18 protein-coding genes and 3 tRNA genes are annotated in these 20,171 nt (G+C 43.6%); 1 reads left to right on the forward strand and 20 read right to left on the reverse strand.

From position 1 onward, the window contains the following. Positions 1–20: 20 nt before the first annotated feature. From MUF05_00590 to MUF05_00675, 18 genes are all read right to left on the reverse strand, one after another. Positions 21–1,346 (reverse strand): class II fructose-bisphosphate aldolase, encoded by a 1,326-nt coding sequence (locus MUF05_00590; protein ID MCU0665586.1) that lies wholly within the window; start codon positions 1,344–1,346, stop codon positions 21–23. A 17-nt stretch (positions 1,347–1,363) separates the two neighbouring features. Next, positions 1,364–2,323 carry a 6-phosphofructokinase gene (gene pfkA / locus MUF05_00595; protein ID MCU0665587.1) on the reverse strand — a complete coding sequence of 320 codons (960 nt, stop codon included), beginning with the start codon at positions 2,321–2,323 and terminating at the stop codon, positions 1,364–1,366. Positions 2,324–2,329: 6 nt separating this feature from the next. After that, positions 2,330–4,456 (reverse strand): hypothetical protein, encoded by a 2,127-nt coding sequence (locus MUF05_00600; GenBank protein MCU0665588.1) that lies wholly within the window; start codon positions 4,454–4,456, stop codon positions 2,330–2,332. A gap of 15 nt (positions 4,457–4,471) precedes the next feature. Then, entirely contained in the window at positions 4,472–5,728 is a 1,257-nt protein-coding gene (locus MUF05_00605; GenBank protein ID MCU0665589.1) for an adenosylhomocysteinase, read from the reverse strand. A gap of 76 nt (positions 5,729–5,804) precedes the next feature. After that, a complete protein-coding gene (gene metK, locus MUF05_00610; GenBank protein MCU0665590.1) occupies positions 5,805–6,968 on the reverse strand; it encodes a methionine adenosyltransferase in 1,164 nt (387 codons plus the stop codon). 13 nt (positions 6,969–6,981) lie between these two features. Beyond that, positions 6,982–7,737, reverse strand: a complete 756-nt coding sequence (locus tag MUF05_00615; GenBank protein ID MCU0665591.1) for a nucleotidyltransferase family protein — start codon at positions 7,735–7,737, stop codon at positions 6,982–6,984. 7 nt (positions 7,738–7,744) lie between these two features. Continuing rightward, a complete protein-coding gene (gene ptsP, locus MUF05_00620; GenBank protein MCU0665592.1) occupies positions 7,745–9,478 on the reverse strand; it encodes a phosphoenolpyruvate--protein phosphotransferase in 1,734 nt (577 codons plus the stop codon). Between the two features lie 9 nt (positions 9,479–9,487). Further along, complete coding sequence (locus MUF05_00625; GenBank protein ID MCU0665593.1) at positions 9,488–9,751, reverse strand: HPr family phosphocarrier protein; 264 nt, start codon at positions 9,749–9,751, stop codon at positions 9,488–9,490. Between the two features lie 15 nt (positions 9,752–9,766). After that, positions 9,767–11,044 carry a uridine diphosphate-N-acetylglucosamine-binding protein YvcK gene (yvcK, locus tag MUF05_00630; GenBank protein ID MCU0665594.1) on the reverse strand — a complete coding sequence of 426 codons (1,278 nt, stop codon included), beginning with the start codon at positions 11,042–11,044 and terminating at the stop codon, positions 9,767–9,769. Then, positions 11,028–11,498 carry a PTS sugar transporter subunit IIA gene (locus MUF05_00635; protein ID MCU0665595.1) on the reverse strand — a complete coding sequence of 157 codons (471 nt, stop codon included), beginning with the start codon at positions 11,496–11,498 and terminating at the stop codon, positions 11,028–11,030. The genes yvcK and MUF05_00635 overlap by 17 nt, the downstream gene beginning before the upstream one ends. A gap of 327 nt (positions 11,499–11,825) precedes the next feature. Then, positions 11,826–11,898, reverse strand: a tRNA-Gly gene (locus MUF05_00640). 215 nt (positions 11,899–12,113) lie between these two features. Beyond that, positions 12,114–12,195, reverse strand: a tRNA-Leu gene (locus MUF05_00645). Positions 12,196–12,226: 31 nt separating this feature from the next. Continuing rightward, positions 12,227–12,299: transfer RNA gene (locus MUF05_00650), tRNA-Lys, on the reverse strand. A 47-nt stretch (positions 12,300–12,346) separates the two neighbouring features. Then, positions 12,347–12,901, reverse strand: coding sequence for a ribosome recycling factor (frr, locus tag MUF05_00655; GenBank protein ID MCU0665596.1), 555 nt, complete (start codon positions 12,899–12,901; stop codon positions 12,347–12,349). Between the two features lie 32 nt (positions 12,902–12,933). Beyond that, complete coding sequence (pyrH, locus tag MUF05_00660) at positions 12,934–13,659, reverse strand: UMP kinase (GenBank protein ID MCU0665597.1); 726 nt, start codon at positions 13,657–13,659, stop codon at positions 12,934–12,936. Between the two features lie 16 nt (positions 13,660–13,675). Further along, entirely contained in the window at positions 13,676–14,203 is a 528-nt protein-coding gene (tsf, locus tag MUF05_00665) for a translation elongation factor Ts (protein ID MCU0665598.1), read from the reverse strand. A gap of 26 nt (positions 14,204–14,229) precedes the next feature. After that, the gene (rpsB, locus tag MUF05_00670; GenBank protein ID MCU0665599.1) at positions 14,230–15,102 is read right to left on the reverse strand and encodes a 30S ribosomal protein S2; all 873 of its coding nucleotides are present in this window, start codon (positions 15,100–15,102) and stop codon (positions 14,230–14,232) included. Between the two features lie 212 nt (positions 15,103–15,314). Further along, a complete protein-coding gene (locus MUF05_00675) occupies positions 15,315–17,111 on the reverse strand; it encodes an ABC transporter ATP-binding protein/permease (GenBank protein ID MCU0665600.1) in 1,797 nt (598 codons plus the stop codon). A 61-nt stretch (positions 17,112–17,172) separates the two neighbouring features. On the opposite strand from MUF05_00675, the gene lpxB reads away from it, so the two are divergent. Continuing rightward, positions 17,173–18,291, forward strand: a complete 1,119-nt coding sequence (gene lpxB / locus MUF05_00680) for a lipid-A-disaccharide synthase (GenBank protein ID MCU0665601.1) — start codon at positions 17,173–17,175, stop codon at positions 18,289–18,291. Between the two features lie 106 nt (positions 18,292–18,397). On the opposite strand, the gene MUF05_00685 is transcribed toward lpxB, so the two are convergent. After that, positions 18,398–18,628 carry a 50S ribosomal protein L27 gene (locus tag MUF05_00685; GenBank protein MCU0665602.1) on the reverse strand — a complete coding sequence of 77 codons (231 nt, stop codon included), beginning with the start codon at positions 18,626–18,628 and terminating at the stop codon, positions 18,398–18,400. A gap of 146 nt (positions 18,629–18,774) precedes the next feature. Beyond that, positions 18,775–20,169, reverse strand: coding sequence for an MBL fold metallo-hydrolase (locus tag MUF05_00690; protein ID MCU0665603.1), 1,395 nt, complete (start codon positions 20,167–20,169; stop codon positions 18,775–18,777). Between the last annotated feature and the right edge of the window lie 2 nt (positions 20,170–20,171).

Consider the following 20,171-nt stretch of genomic DNA (forward strand, 5'->3'; position numbering starts at 1 on the left):
CGCTTTTCGCTTTTCGCTTTCTAGTCCGCGCCTTCTCCATCATGCACCACCTGCGAATCTTCTTTGGCTTTGCGCACAATGACCCTTTTTAAGGTTATATATTTATCTACCTCGGGCTTGGTATTTCCCACATTAAGCTGTTTGAATAAAAATTCAAATTTGGCTTCAATGTCGGAAGTGATCTTATCGCGGGTTTCTTTTGGTAGCCCCATAATCTGCTTCTTAAACGGCCCCAGGGCTTTTTTACGCGCCTTATAGAAAAACTGATCATCGCTTTCGCCTTCTTTTCTTTCGTTGGCGGCATTTACCTTAAGCCATTCGTAAATCTTATTCTTCAATTCCATGGGAAAATGCGCGCTGTCAAACATCATGTTCTGAAAACCGGTGGCCAAATGCACTTCGGCTGTTGTAACTTCAGGGAATTTATGGAATGCTTCGTCAGGAAGAGTAGATGCCCCGTGCTGCACCGCTCCTGCTAATCCATAATCCTTGCGCGCGATCTCAGAAATAACTCTTAATGCTTCAAAATCAAGCTTTACTTCCGCTACTCTTCCGTCGGGAAGCACTACCCCTCCGTGAGAAGTCCCGGTTTGGATGCTTATCTTGCTAATCCCGGCTCTTCCTTTTCTTAGGCGCTGGGTGAACCCCTGCATAAAAGCGTGAAAATCTTCAGGAGTAGAATTCTTATGCCCCACCTCTCCAATCTCTCCGCCCACAGAAACCTCAACCCCTCTGGGTTGTATTTGACGAATAAATTGGGTCAATTTCGCGCAAACTTCATAATTATTAAATTGCTGCTTCTTCAGGTCCTCTTTGGACAGATCCACCAATGTAGAGGAATCTATATCTATATTGTAAAACCCTGCGTCAATGGCATCCTGAATAAGCGCCTTTAAGGCGTCTAATTCCTTATCCGGGTTTTCCTGGAATTTCTTTAAATTTACCTGGGTGTGGTCAGCCTGAATAAACACCGGGCCGGTGTAATCTTCTTTTACCGCCGCAGCTAAAATTACCGCCGAGAATTCCGCGGGTATCTGATTGGTATAGCCCATTTCAGATTTGGCAATCTCAAAAATAAACGCCCCGGCGTTATTTCTCTTGGCAACTCTGAATAACGCGCGCGCCAGATCATAGGTCATACTGCGCAAATTTATCGCCGGGACAGTAAAACCTTTGACTTCGCCTTTACCCATAGCCATATATAACTCATGGATACTTGAAGGATACACTCCTTTTTTATAGGCGATATCCACTATTTTCTTAGCTAAAATCTTTTTCACTGTCACATCGTCATTCATAATTAAGTCCATGGCGATGTTTTCAATATCAAGCGGCCTTCTTCCCATTAGGTGTTTCCTCCTTATTAACTTACGGTCTTAAGTAACCGGTATAACTTCTCTACATCCCATTCTTTTTTCTTAACTGCATCTTCAAAATCAATAGTAATAAGTTCTCCGTACCTTAAACCTACAGCGATATCTGCTTCTCCAGACAAAAGTGATTCTACGGCCAACTGCCCCAGATTAAGCGCCAAAGTCCGACTAAAAGCTGTAGGCTTACCCCCACGCTGGACATGCCCCAAAACTACCGAACGGGTTTCAAGGCTTGTTCTTTCTCTAATATTGCGCGCTACCTCTTCTGCCTTAGCTGCTCCCTCAGCAAGAACAATGATCCAACTTATCTTGCCACGGATATTGCCACCCACGATACTATGGCAAAGATCCGAAAAATCACATTTTTTCTCTGGGATAATCACGTCTTCGCATCCCCCGGCTAAAGCTACCTGAAGCGCCATATAACCGCATTCCCTTCCCATAACCTCAATCACAAAAATCCTCTCCATGGAAGTGGCGGTATCACGCACCTTATCAATGGCGTCAAGCGCGGTATTAATGGCGGTGTCTGACCCAATAGTAACATCTATGCCATTAACATCATTATCTATGGAAGCAGGTATCCCCACGCAAGGAAATTGATATTGCAGGTAAAATTCATGCGCGGCCGAAAAACTGCCGTTGCCGCCGATAACGATCATCCCCTCAATATTATTTCTCTTTAAAGTTTCAAGGGCCTGTTTCTTGCCGTCCTCGGTTTTAAACTCCGGGCAACGCGCGGTTTTTAAGATTGTCCCGCCCTGATTAATAATACCTGACACGGAACGGTGATTAAGCGGCTTTATATCTTCGTCAATAAGTCCTTGGTATCCGCGATACACGCCCATGACTTCAACTTTTCTGGCTAATGCCGAGCGCACCACCGCTCTTACAGCCGCGTTCATCCCCGGAGCGTCTCCTCCAGTAGTCAAAACCGCAATACGCTTCATAAACTCTTAACCTGCCTTTTGTTTTTTCCTATTGGCTATCTTTCTAATAATAAATGCTAATCCGCCAAGCACTATAAAAAGCTTAACCCAATTTAATAAGGTATAAAATCCATACATAAAATAGGCTGAGACATAAGGGCTTTCTTTTTCAGTAATAAGTAATTTAGAGAAACGGTACGAACGCCCAAGCTGCGGGACATCTATTCTAATTGGAAGCGCCCCTTTGACTTGCGCCTGCTGCAACTCTTCCTGGAACTGTTCATCCTGCACCATCTGCTGTGAAACAAAGTTAGAACCAACTGCATAAGACCCTGATCTTTGTGATTTATGCATTATGTACCCTTGCGCCTGGTTTCGCTCTAATTTCACATCTCCGCCAAAAGCAAAATAACGGTAGTCTTTAGGAAGATACAGCGACCAGAAAAGACTGCTTATGGGTATATCTGTTTTGGGAAGATGCAATTTAAAATTCCCAAAGAAACCAACTTTACTTGCAGAATCAAGATAAACTATTTCTACAGGAAACTGCGTAAGGCTATCGCCGCTTAACTGCGATTTCTCAAGCGGAACTAGTATATCGCCATTTTTATCCTTAGCTGGCTTTGCGGGCCTTCCGGAGACAAAGGCGCTCCAAAGAACTGCGTTCTTAGGCAGATTCAAGTGGATAAACTGCTTAACATTATTCCTGATCTGAAACACTGCCTTAGTTAAAACTTTTCCCTCGTCGGTATAAAGGGTCATATAATCCACAGAATCAATCGCCGTAACTAAAACCGGCAGCTCCTCATGTTTGGTTACATCAATAGCAATATTTACCGGATGATTCAAATATTTAAAAGCCAGTAATATTGGGCTATTGGAACTAGACCAAATATCAGAGGGAAGTTCCTTCACATCGATACTGGTAACGTTATCCGCCTTATTTACCGCTAGCTCCACATTAGTAGAAGCGGCAACGCCAAAGAATCCAGTTTCCCTTTCTGCGCCTACTACCTTAACCCAGGGCATAGAGGCCACAGTTGAACCTATGCCGATATTTCTTTCATATATGATATTCAGGTTATAACTACCCTTAACTCCGAAATTTAGATACACATCCGCATATTGCACGCCCTGCTCTTTAGAAACTTTCCAATCGCGTAAGTCTTTTCCCTGCACATCCAAAACACCCACATCGTCGGGTAGCGCAAGCCTAAAACTTGAAACTTCTGACTGTAGTATTGAATATTTTATTTTGGTCTGAGCGCGCACCAAACCTTCGCCGATACTAGCGTAAGTAGCTGTATCCGCGTATATTTTAGGCTCTAATTTTACCGGCGCGATAGTTTCCTTAGGCAATGCCTTTGCCCAACGCACTGAAACTTTGTTTGTATTAGGCATAACTGCCCAGGCTACGGTCTGCTTATTTTCTTTCTTAATCTCTAATCTAATTGAAGGTTCAACAAAAATATCCAAGTCTTCTTCAGGCATTCGCATTTCAAACTGTGAAATAGGAGCGGGTATTACCTCAAATTCAAAACTCCCCGGGCCATTTTCTCTTTCCCGGGCGGCCTTAACCAAAAACTCCATATCCAGGCTGTATCTTCCGGGCTTATTCACCATACAATAATATTTACCGTCCTGATTTATCACTAATGACGGAGAGCGGTTAAGTTTTACCTCAATAAGGCCCACACTTGTAGAGCAGACTGGAATTCTGGTCCATCCGGGTTTAAAAACATCAAAAAGGACATTTCCGCTTATAGAAACAACATTATCCTCTAATTCGGTATTATATTCAGTTCGATAAACAATGTAACCTGCGGCAACCGGGAAAAGAGATTCCTGCGGTTTTGGCGAATAAGCCACTTGGTTAACTTCAGAAGATGAAACTATATCAACTTCAACCTTGCGGGATCTATCGTCTACTATTTCTTTTTTACCAAGTTGCTGATCCCTATCATGCTTATAAGAATCTTTCTTACCTTCTTGCTCATTATTGTAATCATATTGCAAAATAGGCTGGTTATTACTGGAATTAAGCTTATTTTGAATCTTTTCTTTAAACACACCGCCAGCTAAGGCAGATTGGAGACAAAAACAAAGAGTAAGAATTAAACACGCAAAAAAAGCCCTTATTGGGTTCTTTCTCATACTATCCTCTCCTTTTTAAGTTCCAGCTTCCCAACTTGCTAAATATTTCTTTTGCTCGGCAGTTAATTTGTCTATTTTTACGCCCATACTTTCTAATTTCAAAAGCGCGATATTTTTATCAATATCTTCTGGGACTTTATAGACCTGATTTTCTAATTTCTTATAATTCTTCAGCATATATTCAGCACCTAAAGCCTGGTTGGCAAAAGACATATCCATAACCTGCGCCGGGTGCCCCTCGGCAGCAGCCAAATTAATCAGACGGCCTTCTCCTAAAAGATAAACTCTTCTACCGTCTTTTAACGTATACTCATCGGTAAAATCACGAATCGTGCGCTTGGATTTACTTAAAGATTCTAATCCCGGAATATCTAACTCTACATTGAAGTGCCCGGAATTAGCAACGATTGCACCATCTTTCATAATTGCAAAATGTTCTTTGCGGATAACATTTATGTCACCAGTAACGGTAATAAACACATCGCCTAGTTTAGCGGCATCTTTAATCGGCATGACCTCAAATCCATCCATACAAGCTTCTATGCCGCGCAAAGGATCAACTTCAGTAACCACAGTCTTGGCGCCTAATCCTTTTGCGCGCATAGCTACTCCCTTACCGCACCAACCATAGCCAGAAACCACAACTGTGGAGCCGGCGATTAATTTATTGGTGGCACGGATAACTCCGTCTATAGTTGACTGACCCGTACCATAGCGATTATCAAAAAGATGCTTAGTCTGGGCGTCGTTTACGGCAATAATCGGATATCTTAATTTTTTCTGATCTGCCAATGCCCTCAAACGGATAACACCCGTTGTAGTTTCCTCAGTACCACCAATAATATTATTGTGGACTGATCTGTCACGCTGATGAATGGTGCCGACTAAATCCGCGCCATCGTCCATAGTAATCTGCGGTTTGACTTTCAATACTTCCTGGAGATGATTGTAATATGTTTTTGTATCCTCGCCTTTAATAGCAAAACACGAGATTTTCAAGTCCTTTACCAAAGAGGCTGCCACGTCATCCTGTGTGGAAAGTGGATTTGAAGCGCACAAAGAAACTTCGGCCCCAGCGGATTTTAAAACTTCCATCAACACCCCTGTTTCAGTAGTAACATGCAAACAACAGGCCAGCTTAATCCCATCAAGCGGTTTTTCTTTGGCAAAACGTTTCTTAACTAGAGCCAAAACCGGCATATTGTTTCTTGCCCATTCAATCCTCAATGCGCCTTTTTTAGCCAGCGCCATATCCTTAATATCGTAATCCAAAATATCTCCTCCCTCTACAGGCTTGCGCCTGTAGTATCTTTATTCCCCACGCGGCAGCTTGGGGTTAATCGTTATTTTATAATTTTGCCGCGGCTTTTTTCAAAACCGCTGCCTTAGCAGTACTTTCCCAAATAAACTCCGGCTCTGTCCTTCCAAAGTGCCCGTAACAAGCGGTCTTGCGGTAAATTGGCCGCAAAAGATCAAGCTCTTTTATCATCCCGCGCGGAGTAAGGTCAAAATTCTCCATGATCAATTTCATAAAAGAAGCTTCTGAAATTTTCCCTGTCCCGTATGTATCCACTAAAACCGATAAGGGCTCTGGTTTTCCAATTACATAAGCCACATGAATCATGCATCTATCTGCTAAGCCTGCAGCTACGATATTTTTGGCGATGTATCTGCCCATATACGCGCCAGACCTGTCCACTTTAGTCGGGTCTTTCCCGGAGAAAGCCCCGCCGCCGGGAGCAGCTGCTCCGCCATAGGTATCCACAACAATTTTTCTGCCGGTCATGCCGGTATCTGACTGGGGGCCTCCGACGACAAACTTACCCGTCTCGTTCACGTAGTATTTGGTATTTTTATCAATATAATTCTTTAAAACAGGCTTGGCCACATGATCAATGATCTCCTGGCGCGCCTGCTTGGTGATTTTTTCTTTTGTGGAATCAAGGATCTCTTCGGTATGCTGACAAGCCAAAACCACTGAGTCCACTCTCTTAGGCAGGCCATCATGGTATTCCACGGAAACCTGCGATTTGCAATCGGGCCCTAAATATTTCAATGTTCCGTCTCTTCTCACATCTGCCATGCGCTTGACTAATTTATGCGATAGCATCAACGGTAAAGGCATTAATTCCTCTGTTTCTTTGCATGCGTAACCAACCATAAATCCCTGATCTCCGGCTCCGCCTCTGTCAACCCCTTGGGAGATATCCGGAGATTGCGCGTTAATAGTATTAATAATAGCGCAAGTATGGTAATCAAAACCATATTTGGGATGGGTGTATCCGATGTCTTTAATCACTGAACGGGCTAATTTCTGAATATCCACATAGGCGCTGGTAGTAATTTCTCCGCCTACGATTAATAAGCCCATAGTAACATACGTCTCACAGGCAACCCTGCCCGTGGGATCATGCTTTAATACTTCATCTAATACCCCGTCTGAAATCTGGTCGCAAAGTTTATCCGGATGCCCCTCACCAACTGATTCAGAAGTAAACAGATACTTACGCATTGCCTTTATCCTCCTATTTTCTTGCTTTATTAGTAATAAAACTTTCTTTGGCATGTTGATAAAATTTCTTATCCCCTATATCATACCATTTACCGCCAAATTTATAGGCGAAAATGTCTTCTTTGCGCATTAACCAATCTATATAAAATCCCAACGCGTCTTTCTTGTTTTCCTTGGCGCTTAAATATTCTTTAACAAGGCCGAGTTTCTCACGCGGGAAATAATAAAGGCACATCGCCACAAGAGTAGATGCCGGAACTTGCGGCTTTTCCTGAAATTCCACAACCTTACCATTATCATCTATCTGCACCAATCCATATTTTGAGGCCTGCGACTTATCTTTTATGTCAAAAACAGCGATAACCGGGCTTTTATTCTTAAGCCGCGCGAAATCAAGCATCAAATTAACGTCGCCGTCAAAAAGATTATCACCTCCTATAACCAGAAGATCGTCATTGATGCGCCTTTTCTGAATAGCAAACTGCATATCTGCTATAGCGCCCTTCTTCTGGCTTAGGTCACTGGTCATATCGTCGACAACTGTTACAACCTTGTCAGTGTTTATCTTGACCGACCATTTATGGAAATGCTCAAAGAACTTGCTGTTTGTTACGACAATAATCTCATCTATCGCTTCAACAACAGATACTTTATCAATAATAAAATCTATCAACGGCCTTTTATTTACTTCTAAAAGGGCCTTGGGGTAATCTTTGGTTAGCGGATAAAGCCTCGTGGCATACCCTGCGGCAAGGATCAATGCCTTCATATTTTATTTACTTTAGGATTTCCTTTAATTGGCCGCGGCAGTATTCTTCAACCTGTTTTCCTGTAGTAAGGCGAAGCGCCTCTTGGGCGATCTTAGCTACCTGCGGGAAAGTAACAGAACGAATAATATATTTTATCTCCGGGATTAAAAACGGCGGAACGCTTAATTCGGCAAGGCCCAGGCCAAGAAGTATCAATACCAAAGCTGATTCTCCGGCCATTTCTCCGCACATGCCTACGGGAATCTTAGCGGCGCTTGCGGCATCCACAATATTTTTGATCATCCGCAATACCGCCGGATGCGCCGGGTCGTACAAGTAAGCTACTTTCTCGTTGGCGCGGTCCACCGCCAAAGAATACTGGATAAGATCATTTGTACCGATGCTGAAAAAATTCGCCTCTTTGGCCAGAATATCCGCGGTCATTGCTGCCGACGGCACTTCAATCATCGCGCCAACCTGTATATTTTGATCAAAGGCAAGGCCTTCTCTGGTTAATTCTTCTTTAGCCTGATAAAGAATAACATTGGCCTGGGTTAATTCTTCTATGCCGGAAATCATCGGATACATAAGCTTTAATTTACCATGCACCGAAGCCCTTAATATCGCCCTTAACTGCACCTTAAATACCTCCGGGCGAGCCAAACAAAATCTTATCGCGCGCCATCCCAAGAAGGGCTGAATTTCGTTAGGGATCTCAAACTGGGATAAAAATTTGTCCCCTCCCAGATCCAAAGTCCTTATGATAACCGGATACGGATCCATTGTCTGCGCCACATATTTATAGGCCTGATACTGCTCCTCTTCTGAAGGGGCATCCTTGCGATTCATGTAGAAAAATTCCGTGCGGTAAAGTCCGATGCCCTGCCCGCCGTGCAAACGCACCGACGGCACTTCATCAGGAAACTCAATATTCCCATTTACTTCTATATGCTTGCCATCAAGAGTAATAGCGGGTTGATCTTTTACCCGCAAGAAATTATCGGTAATGCCCTTTAATTTCTTTTCCTGCTGGCGGTAAAACTCTAAAGTCTGCTCATCGGGATTTATTATGACAAACCCCTCAGAGCCGTCCACAATAATCGTATCGCCGGTCTTAATCTTAGCGCTTAAACCGTCTACCCCTACGACTGCCGGTATCTCAAGCGACTTAGCCATGATCGCGGTATGCGATGTTTTGCCTCCTATGTCTGTAGCGAAAGCGCAAACATTCTGCTTGTGCATCGCGGCTGTGTCTGACGGAGACAAATCATGCGCGACTACAACCACTTTCTCTTTAAGGCTTACCAGGCCCTTATGCTCGGTTTTGCCTAAAAGATTCCTCAATATCCTGCGGCCTACATCATTGACATCGGCAGTTCTTTCCTTTAAATACTCGTCTTCTATTTTTGAAAAAACATCAATATATTTCTTAAGCACCTCGGAAAAAATATACGGCACATTAAGCCGCTCTTTCTTAAGCCGTGAGATAACCTCCTCAATAAGCATGCGGTCTTCAAGAACCAGTAAATGCGCGTCAAAGATCTGCGCCTCGTCCTGCCCCATTTGAGAGGCAATATGCTTCTGCAGGTCGATGATCTCTCTTCTTGTCTTGATCAGCGCCTCTTCAAAAGCCTGGATCTCTAAAGGGATATCCTGCTCGGTAATCGCCTGGCGGGGGACAACAAAATCCTCTTTGCCCACCTTATACACAGGGGCAATGGCGATTCCTGACGAAGCGGCAATCCCTTTTATTTTTATCATAAGCGCCACCTATTCTTTTAGATTCAATACCTTTTCCAATTCTTCAATCGCTATCGCCGCGTCTTCTCCGTCTGCTTCCACGATTATCTCGGTGCCCTTTTCCGCAGCCAGCATTAATATGCCCATAATAGACTTGCCATTTACTTCTTCGCTATCTTTTTTAACTGTCACGCGAGAGTCATATTTATTGGCCACTTGAACAAACAAAGCCGCCGGCCTGGCGTGAAGCCCCTGCTTATTATTCACCATTAATTTCTTGCTTACTAAAGGCATAATTTAATCTCTTGTTTAAAATTCTTCAACTAAACCTATAATCGCGCGCGACAATTTCTGCGGGTCATGGCGGATAAGCCCTTCGCTATTTACGATATCTTCTTCAATCACCCTATAACCCATATTACGCACATTTTGAATATCATTGACGACCAAATACGCGTCTTCCTGCGCGTAACGCTTTAAGAGGTTAGCGGGGATTTCCCCGATATTGACAATACAATAATCAAAGATCTGCGGGTGGCTGTGCGCAACTAAAGTCTTGATATGATCCGATACCCGGAATCCGCCTGTTTCCCCGGGCTGGGTCATGATATTGCACACATAAACCTTTGTTGCCTGCGAAGCGACAATCGCGTCGGTTATTTCCTTGATCAACAGGTTCGGGATAATGCTTGTATAAAGCGAACCCGGGCCCAGGATAATCACCTGCGCCTCTTCAATGGCCTTGATCGCTTCAGGAGTAGCAGAGGGCGAATCAGGCTTTAAATACACGCGGTTGATCAATCTTCCGGCTTTAGGGATCTTGGCCTCGCCTTCGGCAGAAGTCCCGTCTTTGTATTCAGCCGCCAAAACAACATTAGAAAGAGTAGCCGGTATAACTTGGCCTTTCAAGGCTAAAACACGGCTTGTTTCTTTAATCGCTTTCTCAAAATCGCCTGTCAGCTGGGTCATGACCGTAATAAAAAGATTCCCAAAACTATGCCCTCCCAGTTCTGACTTGGTGTCAAAACGAAACTGAAAAAGATCGCGCATTAAAGTAGGCGCGTCAGCTAATGCCACCAGGCAATTCCTGATATCTCCCGGAGGCAAGATATCAAACTCCTGGCGCAATCTTCCGGAAGACCCTCCGTCATCAGCGACAGTGACTATTGCGGTGTTATTAAAGGTATACTCTTTAAGGCCGGTTAACAAAACCGACATCCCTGTTCCGCCTCCGACAGTGACGATCTTAGGCCCCCGGCCGAGCTGTTTTTTATGATAAAGCATATCAAAAAGCTGGCTATCGCCTCCAGAAGGAATAAAAGCAGTTATAAAAGAACGGATTAATTTTACAAAGCTTAAAGCCAGTATAACAATCCCGCAGAAAATAAGGACTATATCTAAAAGGCTGTTGACCCAGAAATCCTCGCTTCTTAAAAGAACAGAACCCAGAATTATAAGAAGCACCGATAAGAAAGATAACCCTATCCAGCGTTTTATCCCGATACCGGGAGAAAGCCATTTAACCAACCAGCCAAACCGGGAATGAAACCTGCCGCCCGGAAAGGCCCTGTTAGATTTTCTTTTCATCTTCCTGGCTGATAATCTTGACAATCGCTTCTTGCGTTTCGCAAACTCTTAGGCTGTCACGGAAATATTTATCTTTAAGAAGGCGTGAAATCCTTGCCAACGCCTTAAGATGCGGGCCGGCAGAATCTTGAGGAGCTAAAAGGAGGAAAAATATATAGGCCGGTTCTCCGTCTAGAGAATCAAAATCAACGCCTTTTTTGGAAAGGCCGAATGCCGCCACGAGCTTTGTGACATTCTCGGATTTAGCATGCGGAATAGCCACGCCTTGTCCTATGGCAGTAGAACCCAAAGACTCTCTGGCCATAAGCGCTTCAAATATCTTAGAGGCATCTTTTTTATCTACCTCTCCGGCATTGATCAGGGAGTTAACCAGCTCACTAATAATATCTTGCTTTTTAGTTGATTTGATTTCAGGGATGATCGCGCCTTGAGCTAAAAAATCCATTATTTTCATGCTTTTTTCTCCTTCATAGTGAATGAACACCGGCCCATCCGATAGGGCCGGGTGTTAGCAGTAGTGAACACCGGCCCATCCGATAGGGCCGGGTGTTAGCAGTAGTGAACACCGGCCCATCCGATAGGGCCGGGTGTTAGCAGTAGTGAACACTCCGCGCCTGCCTGCCGGCAGGCAGGCAATACATAATAAGCGCCGGGTGTAGGTATTATGTATAAAGAAACTATTCCTACTCCTCGCCTAATCGCTCTCAAATTTTTAGTGCTGCGCACCAAAAATTTGCTTCGCAGGCTTCGGAGTGAAATTTTTACTGCGTAAAAATTTCTAAGCGGGAGACGGGGTTCGAACCCGCGACATCGACCTTGGCAAGGTCGCGCTCTACCAACTGAGCCACTCCCGCGTCGCTCACTTTAGGTGGTTCAATATTATCAAGTAAACTAACAATACTTATTGACGTATCTATTACTAATCTAGCGTTCGCTGGACGTTCGCTCCCCATGGGAAAACCAAAGGTTTCCCCTCTGGCGTCGCTTGAGTGACATATCTAAAACTATATGCCCGCTCCTGTCACCCCTTCCTTTTGTCCTATCGATACTTTCAAAAAACTTTAGTTAATGGGCGGAAGAGGAGTTGAACCTCCAAGGGTTGCCCCATCGGCTCCTAAGGCCGACGCGTATGCCAATTCCGCCATCCGCCCGTCGAGGGCTTTGTAACTTTATTTAAATTTATGAGCCTCCCGCGGCTCGAACGCGGCACACCCACCTTAAAAGGGTGGTGCTCTACCAGATGAGCTAGAGGCCCAAAATCAGCTATCAGCCGTCAGCTTACAGCTTACAGCTTACAGCTGATTAGATTTCCAAAACTTCTTTTTCTTTATACTTTAATAATTCTTCAACTTTAGCGGTATATTTATCCGCCGTCTTCTGCAATTCATCTATACCGCGGAATTTATCATCTTCAGAAATAGCCTTGTCTTTTTCAAGCTTCTCTATCGCCTCTTTGGCGTCGCGGCGGATAGTACGCATAGAAACCCTGCCGTTTTCCGCCATCTGATGCACAACCTTAACCAACTCCTGCCTTCTATCTTTTGACAAAGGCGGAATAGAAAGCCGGATAATTTTCCCGTCATTAGAAGGAGTAACCCCAAGGCTTGATTTCATAATCGCTTTTTCTATCTCAACAATCGCGGTTATATCCCAGGGCTGTATGGTGATAAGATGCGCGTCAGAGGCAGAAATAGAAGCCAACTGCTTTAAAAGTGTAGGGGTACCGTAATAATCCACATGCAAACCCTCAACCAGCCCCGGATGCGCCCTGCCGGTTCTTACTTCAGAATATTCGCGCGAAACAGATTCTACCGCCTTCTTCATTTTATCTTCTGCGTTATGCAAAACTTCTTTGATAGTCATAACCCGCCTCCAACGTTACCCAATCTTTAATTTACCTTTGTGCCTATTTTCTCGCCCATTACCACGCGCTTGATATTTCCTTCTTTAGTCATATTAAAAACAATAATCGGCAATTTATTATCCATACAAAGGCTAACCGCGGTAGCGTCCATTACTTTCAAACCTTTTTTCAAAACATCGAGATACTTTAAATTCGTGAATTTCTTGGCGTCTTTAAATCTTACCGGGTCGGCAGAATAAACCCCATCAACCTTGGTCGCCTTTAATATCGCATCGGCGCTAATCTCCATTGCCCGTAAGGCTGCTGCGGTATCGGTAGTAAAATAAGGATTGCCTGTGCCGGCAACGAAAATCACGATCCTGCCCTTTTCAAGATGGCGCACTGCCCTGCGCCTAATATAGCTTTCAGCGATGCGCTGCATTTCTATGGCAGTCATCACCCGGGTAGGCATATTCATCTTTTCCAAAACATTCTGCATAGCTAAGCCGTTTATAACCGTGGCCAACATACCCATATAATCAGCGGTAGAACGGTTCATATCAAGCCCTCTGGAATCGGAATTCTCTTGGCCGCGAAAAATGTTACCCGCGCCTAAAACAATCGCCACTTCCACATCAAGCTTGCGTATCTGTTTTATCTGACGGGCGATACTTACAAGCACCGCATTATCAATGCCATGCGCTTGAGAACCCTGCAGGGCTTCTCCGCTTAACTTCAGCACTATCCTCTTATAAACAGGTTTTGCTTTCATCCCTTTAATAAGCTTGTTATTCGCCGATCTTATAACGGATAAATTTGCGTATCAGGATATTTTCATTAAACTTTGCCACAAGACTGCCCAAATAATCTTTAATATTTAGAGAAGGATCCTTGATAAATGCCTGCTCCATAAGGCAGTTCTCTTTATAAAAAAGCTCTTTATCTTTTTCATGCTCTAAAGCTTCCTGCGAGACATCTTCTTTCTTGATATATTTAGGATTAAGAGCGGCTATCTGCATAGCCAAGTCTTTAGCAAACTGGGCGAATTCCGCGTTACGCGCGACAAAATCCGTTTCGCAATCCACTTCAAGCAACACGCCGATCTTATTCCCGTTATGGATATAGGCTTCTACTCTTCCCTCTTTAGCAACGCGATCCTGCTTCTTGGCGGATAGTTCCAGCCCTCTTTTACGCAAAAGCTCAGAGGCTTTTTTGATGTCTCCGGATGCGTCTTGAAGGGCCTTGCGGCAGTCACTGACGCTTGCGGAAGTGATATTTCTTAATTCTTTAATAGACTCAAGCGGTATCTTTGTCATTTTACTTTTAGTGCCTTTCTTATTTATTATTTGGCTCTTGTTTTTATGTTTTTCTTAGGCAACGCCTGATCCGTCTCCACAACCTCTTCAATAACTTTAATTGTGGTTTCTTCTTCGGCAGATATAACCTGAGCCTCCTGAACCGGCTCGTCTTTAATCTTATTCACTCCGGTTTCGGAAAGATAAGACAAAAACCTCTTTCTTCCTTCTACGGCGCTTTCCGCGATCAAGTTTGTAATAAGCTTAATGGATTTAGCAGCGTCATCATTTCCGGGCACGGGAAAAGCTACCGGATCAGGATTACAATTAGTATCCAAAAGCCCGATAATGGGAATCCCCAGCTTCAAGGCTTCGCGCACCGCGGTTTCTTCTTTTTTGGTGTCCACGATAAAAATAGCCTTAGGCATCTTTTCCATCTGGGTGATACCGGAAAAATTCTTTCTTAATTTCTCTAATTCTTTTTCTAAACCGGCGACCTCTTTCTTGGTGAATTTTTCATAAGTGCCGTCTTCTTTCATTTTTTCAATTTCCCTTAAACGATTAATGCTGCTTTTAACTGTTGAAAAATTAGTCAAAAGCCCCCCCGGCCAGCGCTGGGTAACATAAAACATCCCCGAACGCAGCGCTTCCTCATGCACGACGGCTTGGGCCTGCTTTTTGGTCCCCACAAAAAGGACATAGTCCCCTTTAGAGGTAAGATCCACCACGAAATCACGCGCCTTATTCAGGCACTCTTCGGTCTTTTCAAGGTCAATGATATAAACACCGCTTCTGGAGCCAAAAATAAACTTCTTCATTTTCGGGTTCCAGCGCGATGTCTTATGGCCGAAATGCACCCCTGCTTCTAAAAGCTGCTTTATTAATTCTGTTGGCACAATAACTCCCCCTTTCAAAGGCATAGCCTGTTTTGTTTCATGCTTTTTAAAGCATTACGCACATGCTTATATTAAAGCCGGAAAACAAGCTATTTTTGCTTTGGTTGCGCGCCTCTTGATACCTGTGCGTTAATGGCGCTAACCGTGATTTTTACACTGTTTTTCCAAATTAAACGCCAAATATATCACAATTAAACCGCCAATGCAACAAAAAAGATGACTTTTTTGAAGGATTATTAAGACAGGCCTAATTCCTGCAACTGGTAGAGTTTGCGGTATATCCCTTTTTTCTCCAAAAGCTCTTGATGGTTTCCTTCTTCGGCAATTCTTCCTTCGCTTAAAACAATGATCCGGTGGGCGTTCTTAACTGTGGAAAGCCGGTGCGCCACCACAAAAACGGTTCGTCCCTGTATCAGCTTATCTAAGGCCTGCTGGACAAGCCTTTCAGATTCCGAATCAAGCTGAGAAGTAGCTTCATCAAGGATAAGTATGGGCGGATTTTTCAAAAGCGCACGGGCTATAGCAATACGCTGCCTCTCTCCTCCGGAAAGCTTAGCGCCCCTGTCGCCGATAAGAGTCTGATATCCTAAACAGGAATTTAAAATAAAATCATGGGCGCAGGCCTTTTTAGCGGCTTCCTCTATCTGTTCCTGCGAAGCGTTATCTGTTCCGTAAGAAATATTCGCCTGTATAGTATCATTAAAAAGCACCGTCTCCTGACTGACAATACCGATGTGCGAACGTAATGATTTTAAGGTAAAATCACTTATGTCGTTACCATCAATTATTATCCTCCCCCTTTGCGGATCGTAAAAACGCGGGATCAAGTCTATAAAAGTAGTCTTGCCTGTGCCGCTGGGGCCGACAATAGCGATAATCTCCCCCTTATTTACCTTTATATTGATACCTTTAAGGATATCTTTGTCCGCGTACCTGAACCAGACATCTTCAAAAGCTATATAGTTTTTAAACCCGGTAAGAACTCCGGCATGGGGTTTTTCTACGACAGTAGGGACCATATCCAAAATCTCATAGATCCTCTCGCTTGCGGCTTGCGCCTGCTGCATAATGGAGCTTACCTGGCTTAATTTCTTAAAGGGGCGGATCATGGATAAAAGCGCTGCCATAAACAAAGTAAACGTCCCGAATGAAATCTCTCCGCTTACCACCTGTTTCCCGCTGTAATAAATGATCACCAGCGCCACAAAGACCCCGATTAGCTCTGTAGCGATACCAAGCAGTAATGTGCGCTTAATGGATTTCATAGCCAAACGGTAATACTGAAAATTCTGCTGCGTGAAACGGGCGATCTCGCGGGCTTGGGCATTAAAGGCCTTGACGACTTTTATACCGGTAAAAGTCTCCACAAGAGTAGAATTTATATCGGCAGATTTTTCCTGCGAGCGTTTGCTTAATTTTCTTAAAACCTTTCCCACAGATACCATCGGCCAGGCGATCATCGGCAAGATCACTAAAGAAAGAAACGCCAGCCTCCAATTGATGAAAAATATGAGGATCGCGAAAGATATTACCTCAAAAGACTGATAAACCAAATCCGTAAGCGCGTAAGATACCGCGTTTTCAATAAGTTTTACGTCATTGGTAATGCGCGATATTAGCTCCCCGCTTCTTTTTTGGGTAAAATAGTCTAAGGATAAATCCTGCAGTTTCTCGTAGACCTTATTGCGCACGTCACGGATGACCTTTTGCCCCACATCAGACATAATATAGCTTTGCGCGAACTCAAAAACCGCCCTTAAGATTAAAGCTATGGGCATAACAATAAGGATAAGGCTTAAGACCTTTAACGGGGGCAGGCTGTTTAATTGAACAAGGATCTTCTCTAAGAAAAACGGCAGCTTACCATTCGGGAAAACAATCTGTTTGTTGGTAAAAATACGGTCGATCAAAGGCACTATCGCGCTTAGGCGGAAAACATCAAAAAAAGTGACCACCCCCATCAATAATCCGGAAATAACCAGAAGATGGGTATAGGCTTTGGAGAAACTGAATAGCTTGCGGTAATTTTTCATAACGATGATGATATCATACTAATTGACTTTTGTCGAGGCGTTTGCTATCATTTTTGTTAATATGGAAAATTTAAAACATATCTTTATTATCTGCGGAGAGGCATCCGGAGACCTGCACGCCTCTAACTTGGCAGCTGAACTAAAGAAAATAGACCCCTCTATTAAAATATCGGGTGCGGGAGGAGCTTTATTAGAAAACACCGGGGCAAACCTCTATGCCAACATCAAAGACTTCGCGGTAATGGGGCTATTTGATGTCTTGAAAAAATTACCTCAATTTTTTGCCCTCAAAAAACTCTTAATTGAGAAAATCCGCTCGGAAGCCCCTGACGCGCTTGTTTTAATTGACTTCTCCGGATTTAACTTACGCTTAGCAAAGGCAGTAAATAAATCCCTGCCGGTAATTTATTACATCAGCCCCCAGGTCTGGGCGTCAAGGCCGGGGAGGATTCAAACCATCAAGAAATATATTGATAAAATGATCGTTATCTATGAATTTGAAAAAAAATTCTATGCCAAACACGGTATTGACGCCCAATACGTAGGAAATCCTCTCTTAGATATTGTTAAAGTCCAGCAAATAAAACAAAATAATCCGATTGTGGCCCTCTTGCCCGGCTCACGCAAACAGGAAATAACATATATTCTTCCGGTAATGCTTGAAACATCCAGGCTTATTAAAGAAAAAATACCCGATGCCAGCTTCCTTATTGCCAAGCCGGTAAATCTGGATGAATCTATTTATACAGAAGCAATCAATAAATATAAACTGGATGTGCAGATAATTTCCGGGAAAACTTATGATTGTATTAACGCGGCGAGTTTCTGCTTGGTTGCCTCTGGCACTGCCACCCTTGAAACCGCAATACTTGAAAAGCCGTTTGTTGCTATTTATAAAATGAGCTTATTAAATTATCTTTTTTACCGGCCACAGGTAAAGATTCCTTTTATCTGCATAGTCAATATTATTGCCGGCAAGAAAATAATCCCCGAATTCATCCAATTCCATGCCAAGGCAAAAAAAATAGCCGGTGAAGTTGTTAAAACCTTGACCGACCATCAATATTACCGCCAGATCAAAGAAAATCTTGTTTCCTTTAAAGCGCTTCTTGGAAAAACAGGCGCCTCGCAGCGCGCCGCAGAGATTATTTTGAATACTGTCAGAATGGGAAATGAGTAATGGGTAGTGGGTCCAAGGTGAGAATTGGGTTGAGTAAAAAACTTTAGAATTTTCCCCACAACTCACCCCCACTGTTTACCCACAACTCATGTCTAACAACTCACCCTCATTTTGGAAGGATGTTAATAAAGGTCCTTACAGAACCCTTGGGAGATTTCTTTTTGGTAAAATAAACTGTCCCGCAAGCTATCGCGTAGACAGTCCCCTCTCCTTTAACATTTTTCCCGGCCTTGTAGCGATTAATCCCCCGGCAAAGAATAGTGCCTGTTTTAACCGGCTGCCCTTGGGAAACTTTTAAAACTTCATCTTTTTTTCCAGTTGCTTTACCGCCTGCCATATTACTACCTCCTTAAATAATAAGTTTAGCTTAAAGCTAAAAGCGAAAAATTAAAAATCATAATTCAAAATTTAAAGTTTTTAATTTTACACTATAGTTTTTCGCTTTACGCTTTACGTTTTGCGCTTAATAATACCATAGAACTATTACTGGAGCAATACTTCTTCGCCCTTAGCCGGCAAGTAAGCGCTTATGCCTTTTTGGGTTAAAGCCTGAAAAAAACCCTGCGACTGCTCCTCTTCACCGTGCACTAAGAACACCTTTTTCAAAGGAAGACATGCAGATACAAAATCCATAAGCTCGCCTTGATCGGCGTGCCCGGAAAAAGCATTTATAACCACAACCTCCGCGTTTAACTGATACTCAGAGCCATAAATTTTCACATATTCCTGTTTATCAACTATCCTTCTTCCTAAAGTATCTTTTGCCATATAGCCCACAACAAGTATAGTGTTGCGCGCATCTTCAATATTATTCTTCAAGTGGTGTAATACTCTTCCTGATTCACACATGCCGCTTCCAGCAATAATGATCATCGGCCGGTCGTCATTATTCAGGGATTTTGATTCCTTCTGGTCGCGCACATAACGTAAATTCAAGAATTCAAAGGGGCTTCTGCCGGAACTTATCGCAAAACGCGCCTCTTTATTCAAATAAGCAAGCTGCTTAGAAAAAACCTGCGTAATATCTGTTGCCAAGGGGCTGTCCACGTAAACCGGGACAACAGGGATCTGTTTCTTCTCTAAAAGCTCATTTAAGAAATAAATCACTTCTTGCGCGCGCTCAAGCGAAAAAGAAGGAATGATGACCTTGCCCTTGCGCGCGATAGTGCGGTTAATGACTTCCTTTAACTTCCCCTGGGCCTGATCAATGGGCGTGTGGCTCTTAGCGCCATAGGTAGTTTCAAGGATAAGATAATCTAAATTCTTGGGGATTACCGGATCCTCTAATAACGGCAAGCCTCTTCTTCCCAAATCCACGGCACAACCAATGCGCAAATTCCCGGCTTCATCTTTAACATCTAAAACAATAATCCCTGACCCTAAGATATGCCCGGCATTAAAAAAAGTCAAAAAAACATTCTTGGCAATGCACAGCCTTTGATTATAGGAAAGCGGATGAAATTTAGAAGCGGCTTTCGAAGCTTCTCTGCGGTTATATAATGGCTTGCGGATACTGCCGCCGAAACGCCTGCCGATCTTATTCAAATACCGCGCATCTTCTTCCTGGATCTTCCCGGAATCTTCAAGCATCAGGCTTGCTAAAGCCTTAGTGGCATGGGTAGAATAGATACGGCTTTTCAAACCGTTCTTGACTACCGTAGGGATATTACCGCAATGGTCAATATGCGCGTGAGAGACAACCACAGCGTTTATCTTGTGCGGATTATAAGAAAGGCTGGTATTTACCGCGTAAGACTCATCGCGGCGGCCGTGAAAAAGCCCGGCATCAAGTAAAACCTGGGACCTGCCGGAAGTCACAAGATGCGACGAACCGGTCACTGTCCTTACCCCGCCCATAAATCTTATAGTTACAGCCATAT

The organism is Candidatus Omnitrophota bacterium (assembly GCA_025453395.1).
In the GTDB taxonomy this organism is placed as follows: Bacteria; Omnitrophota; Gorgyraeia; order Gygaellales; family Profunditerraquicolaceae; genus JAlOQK01.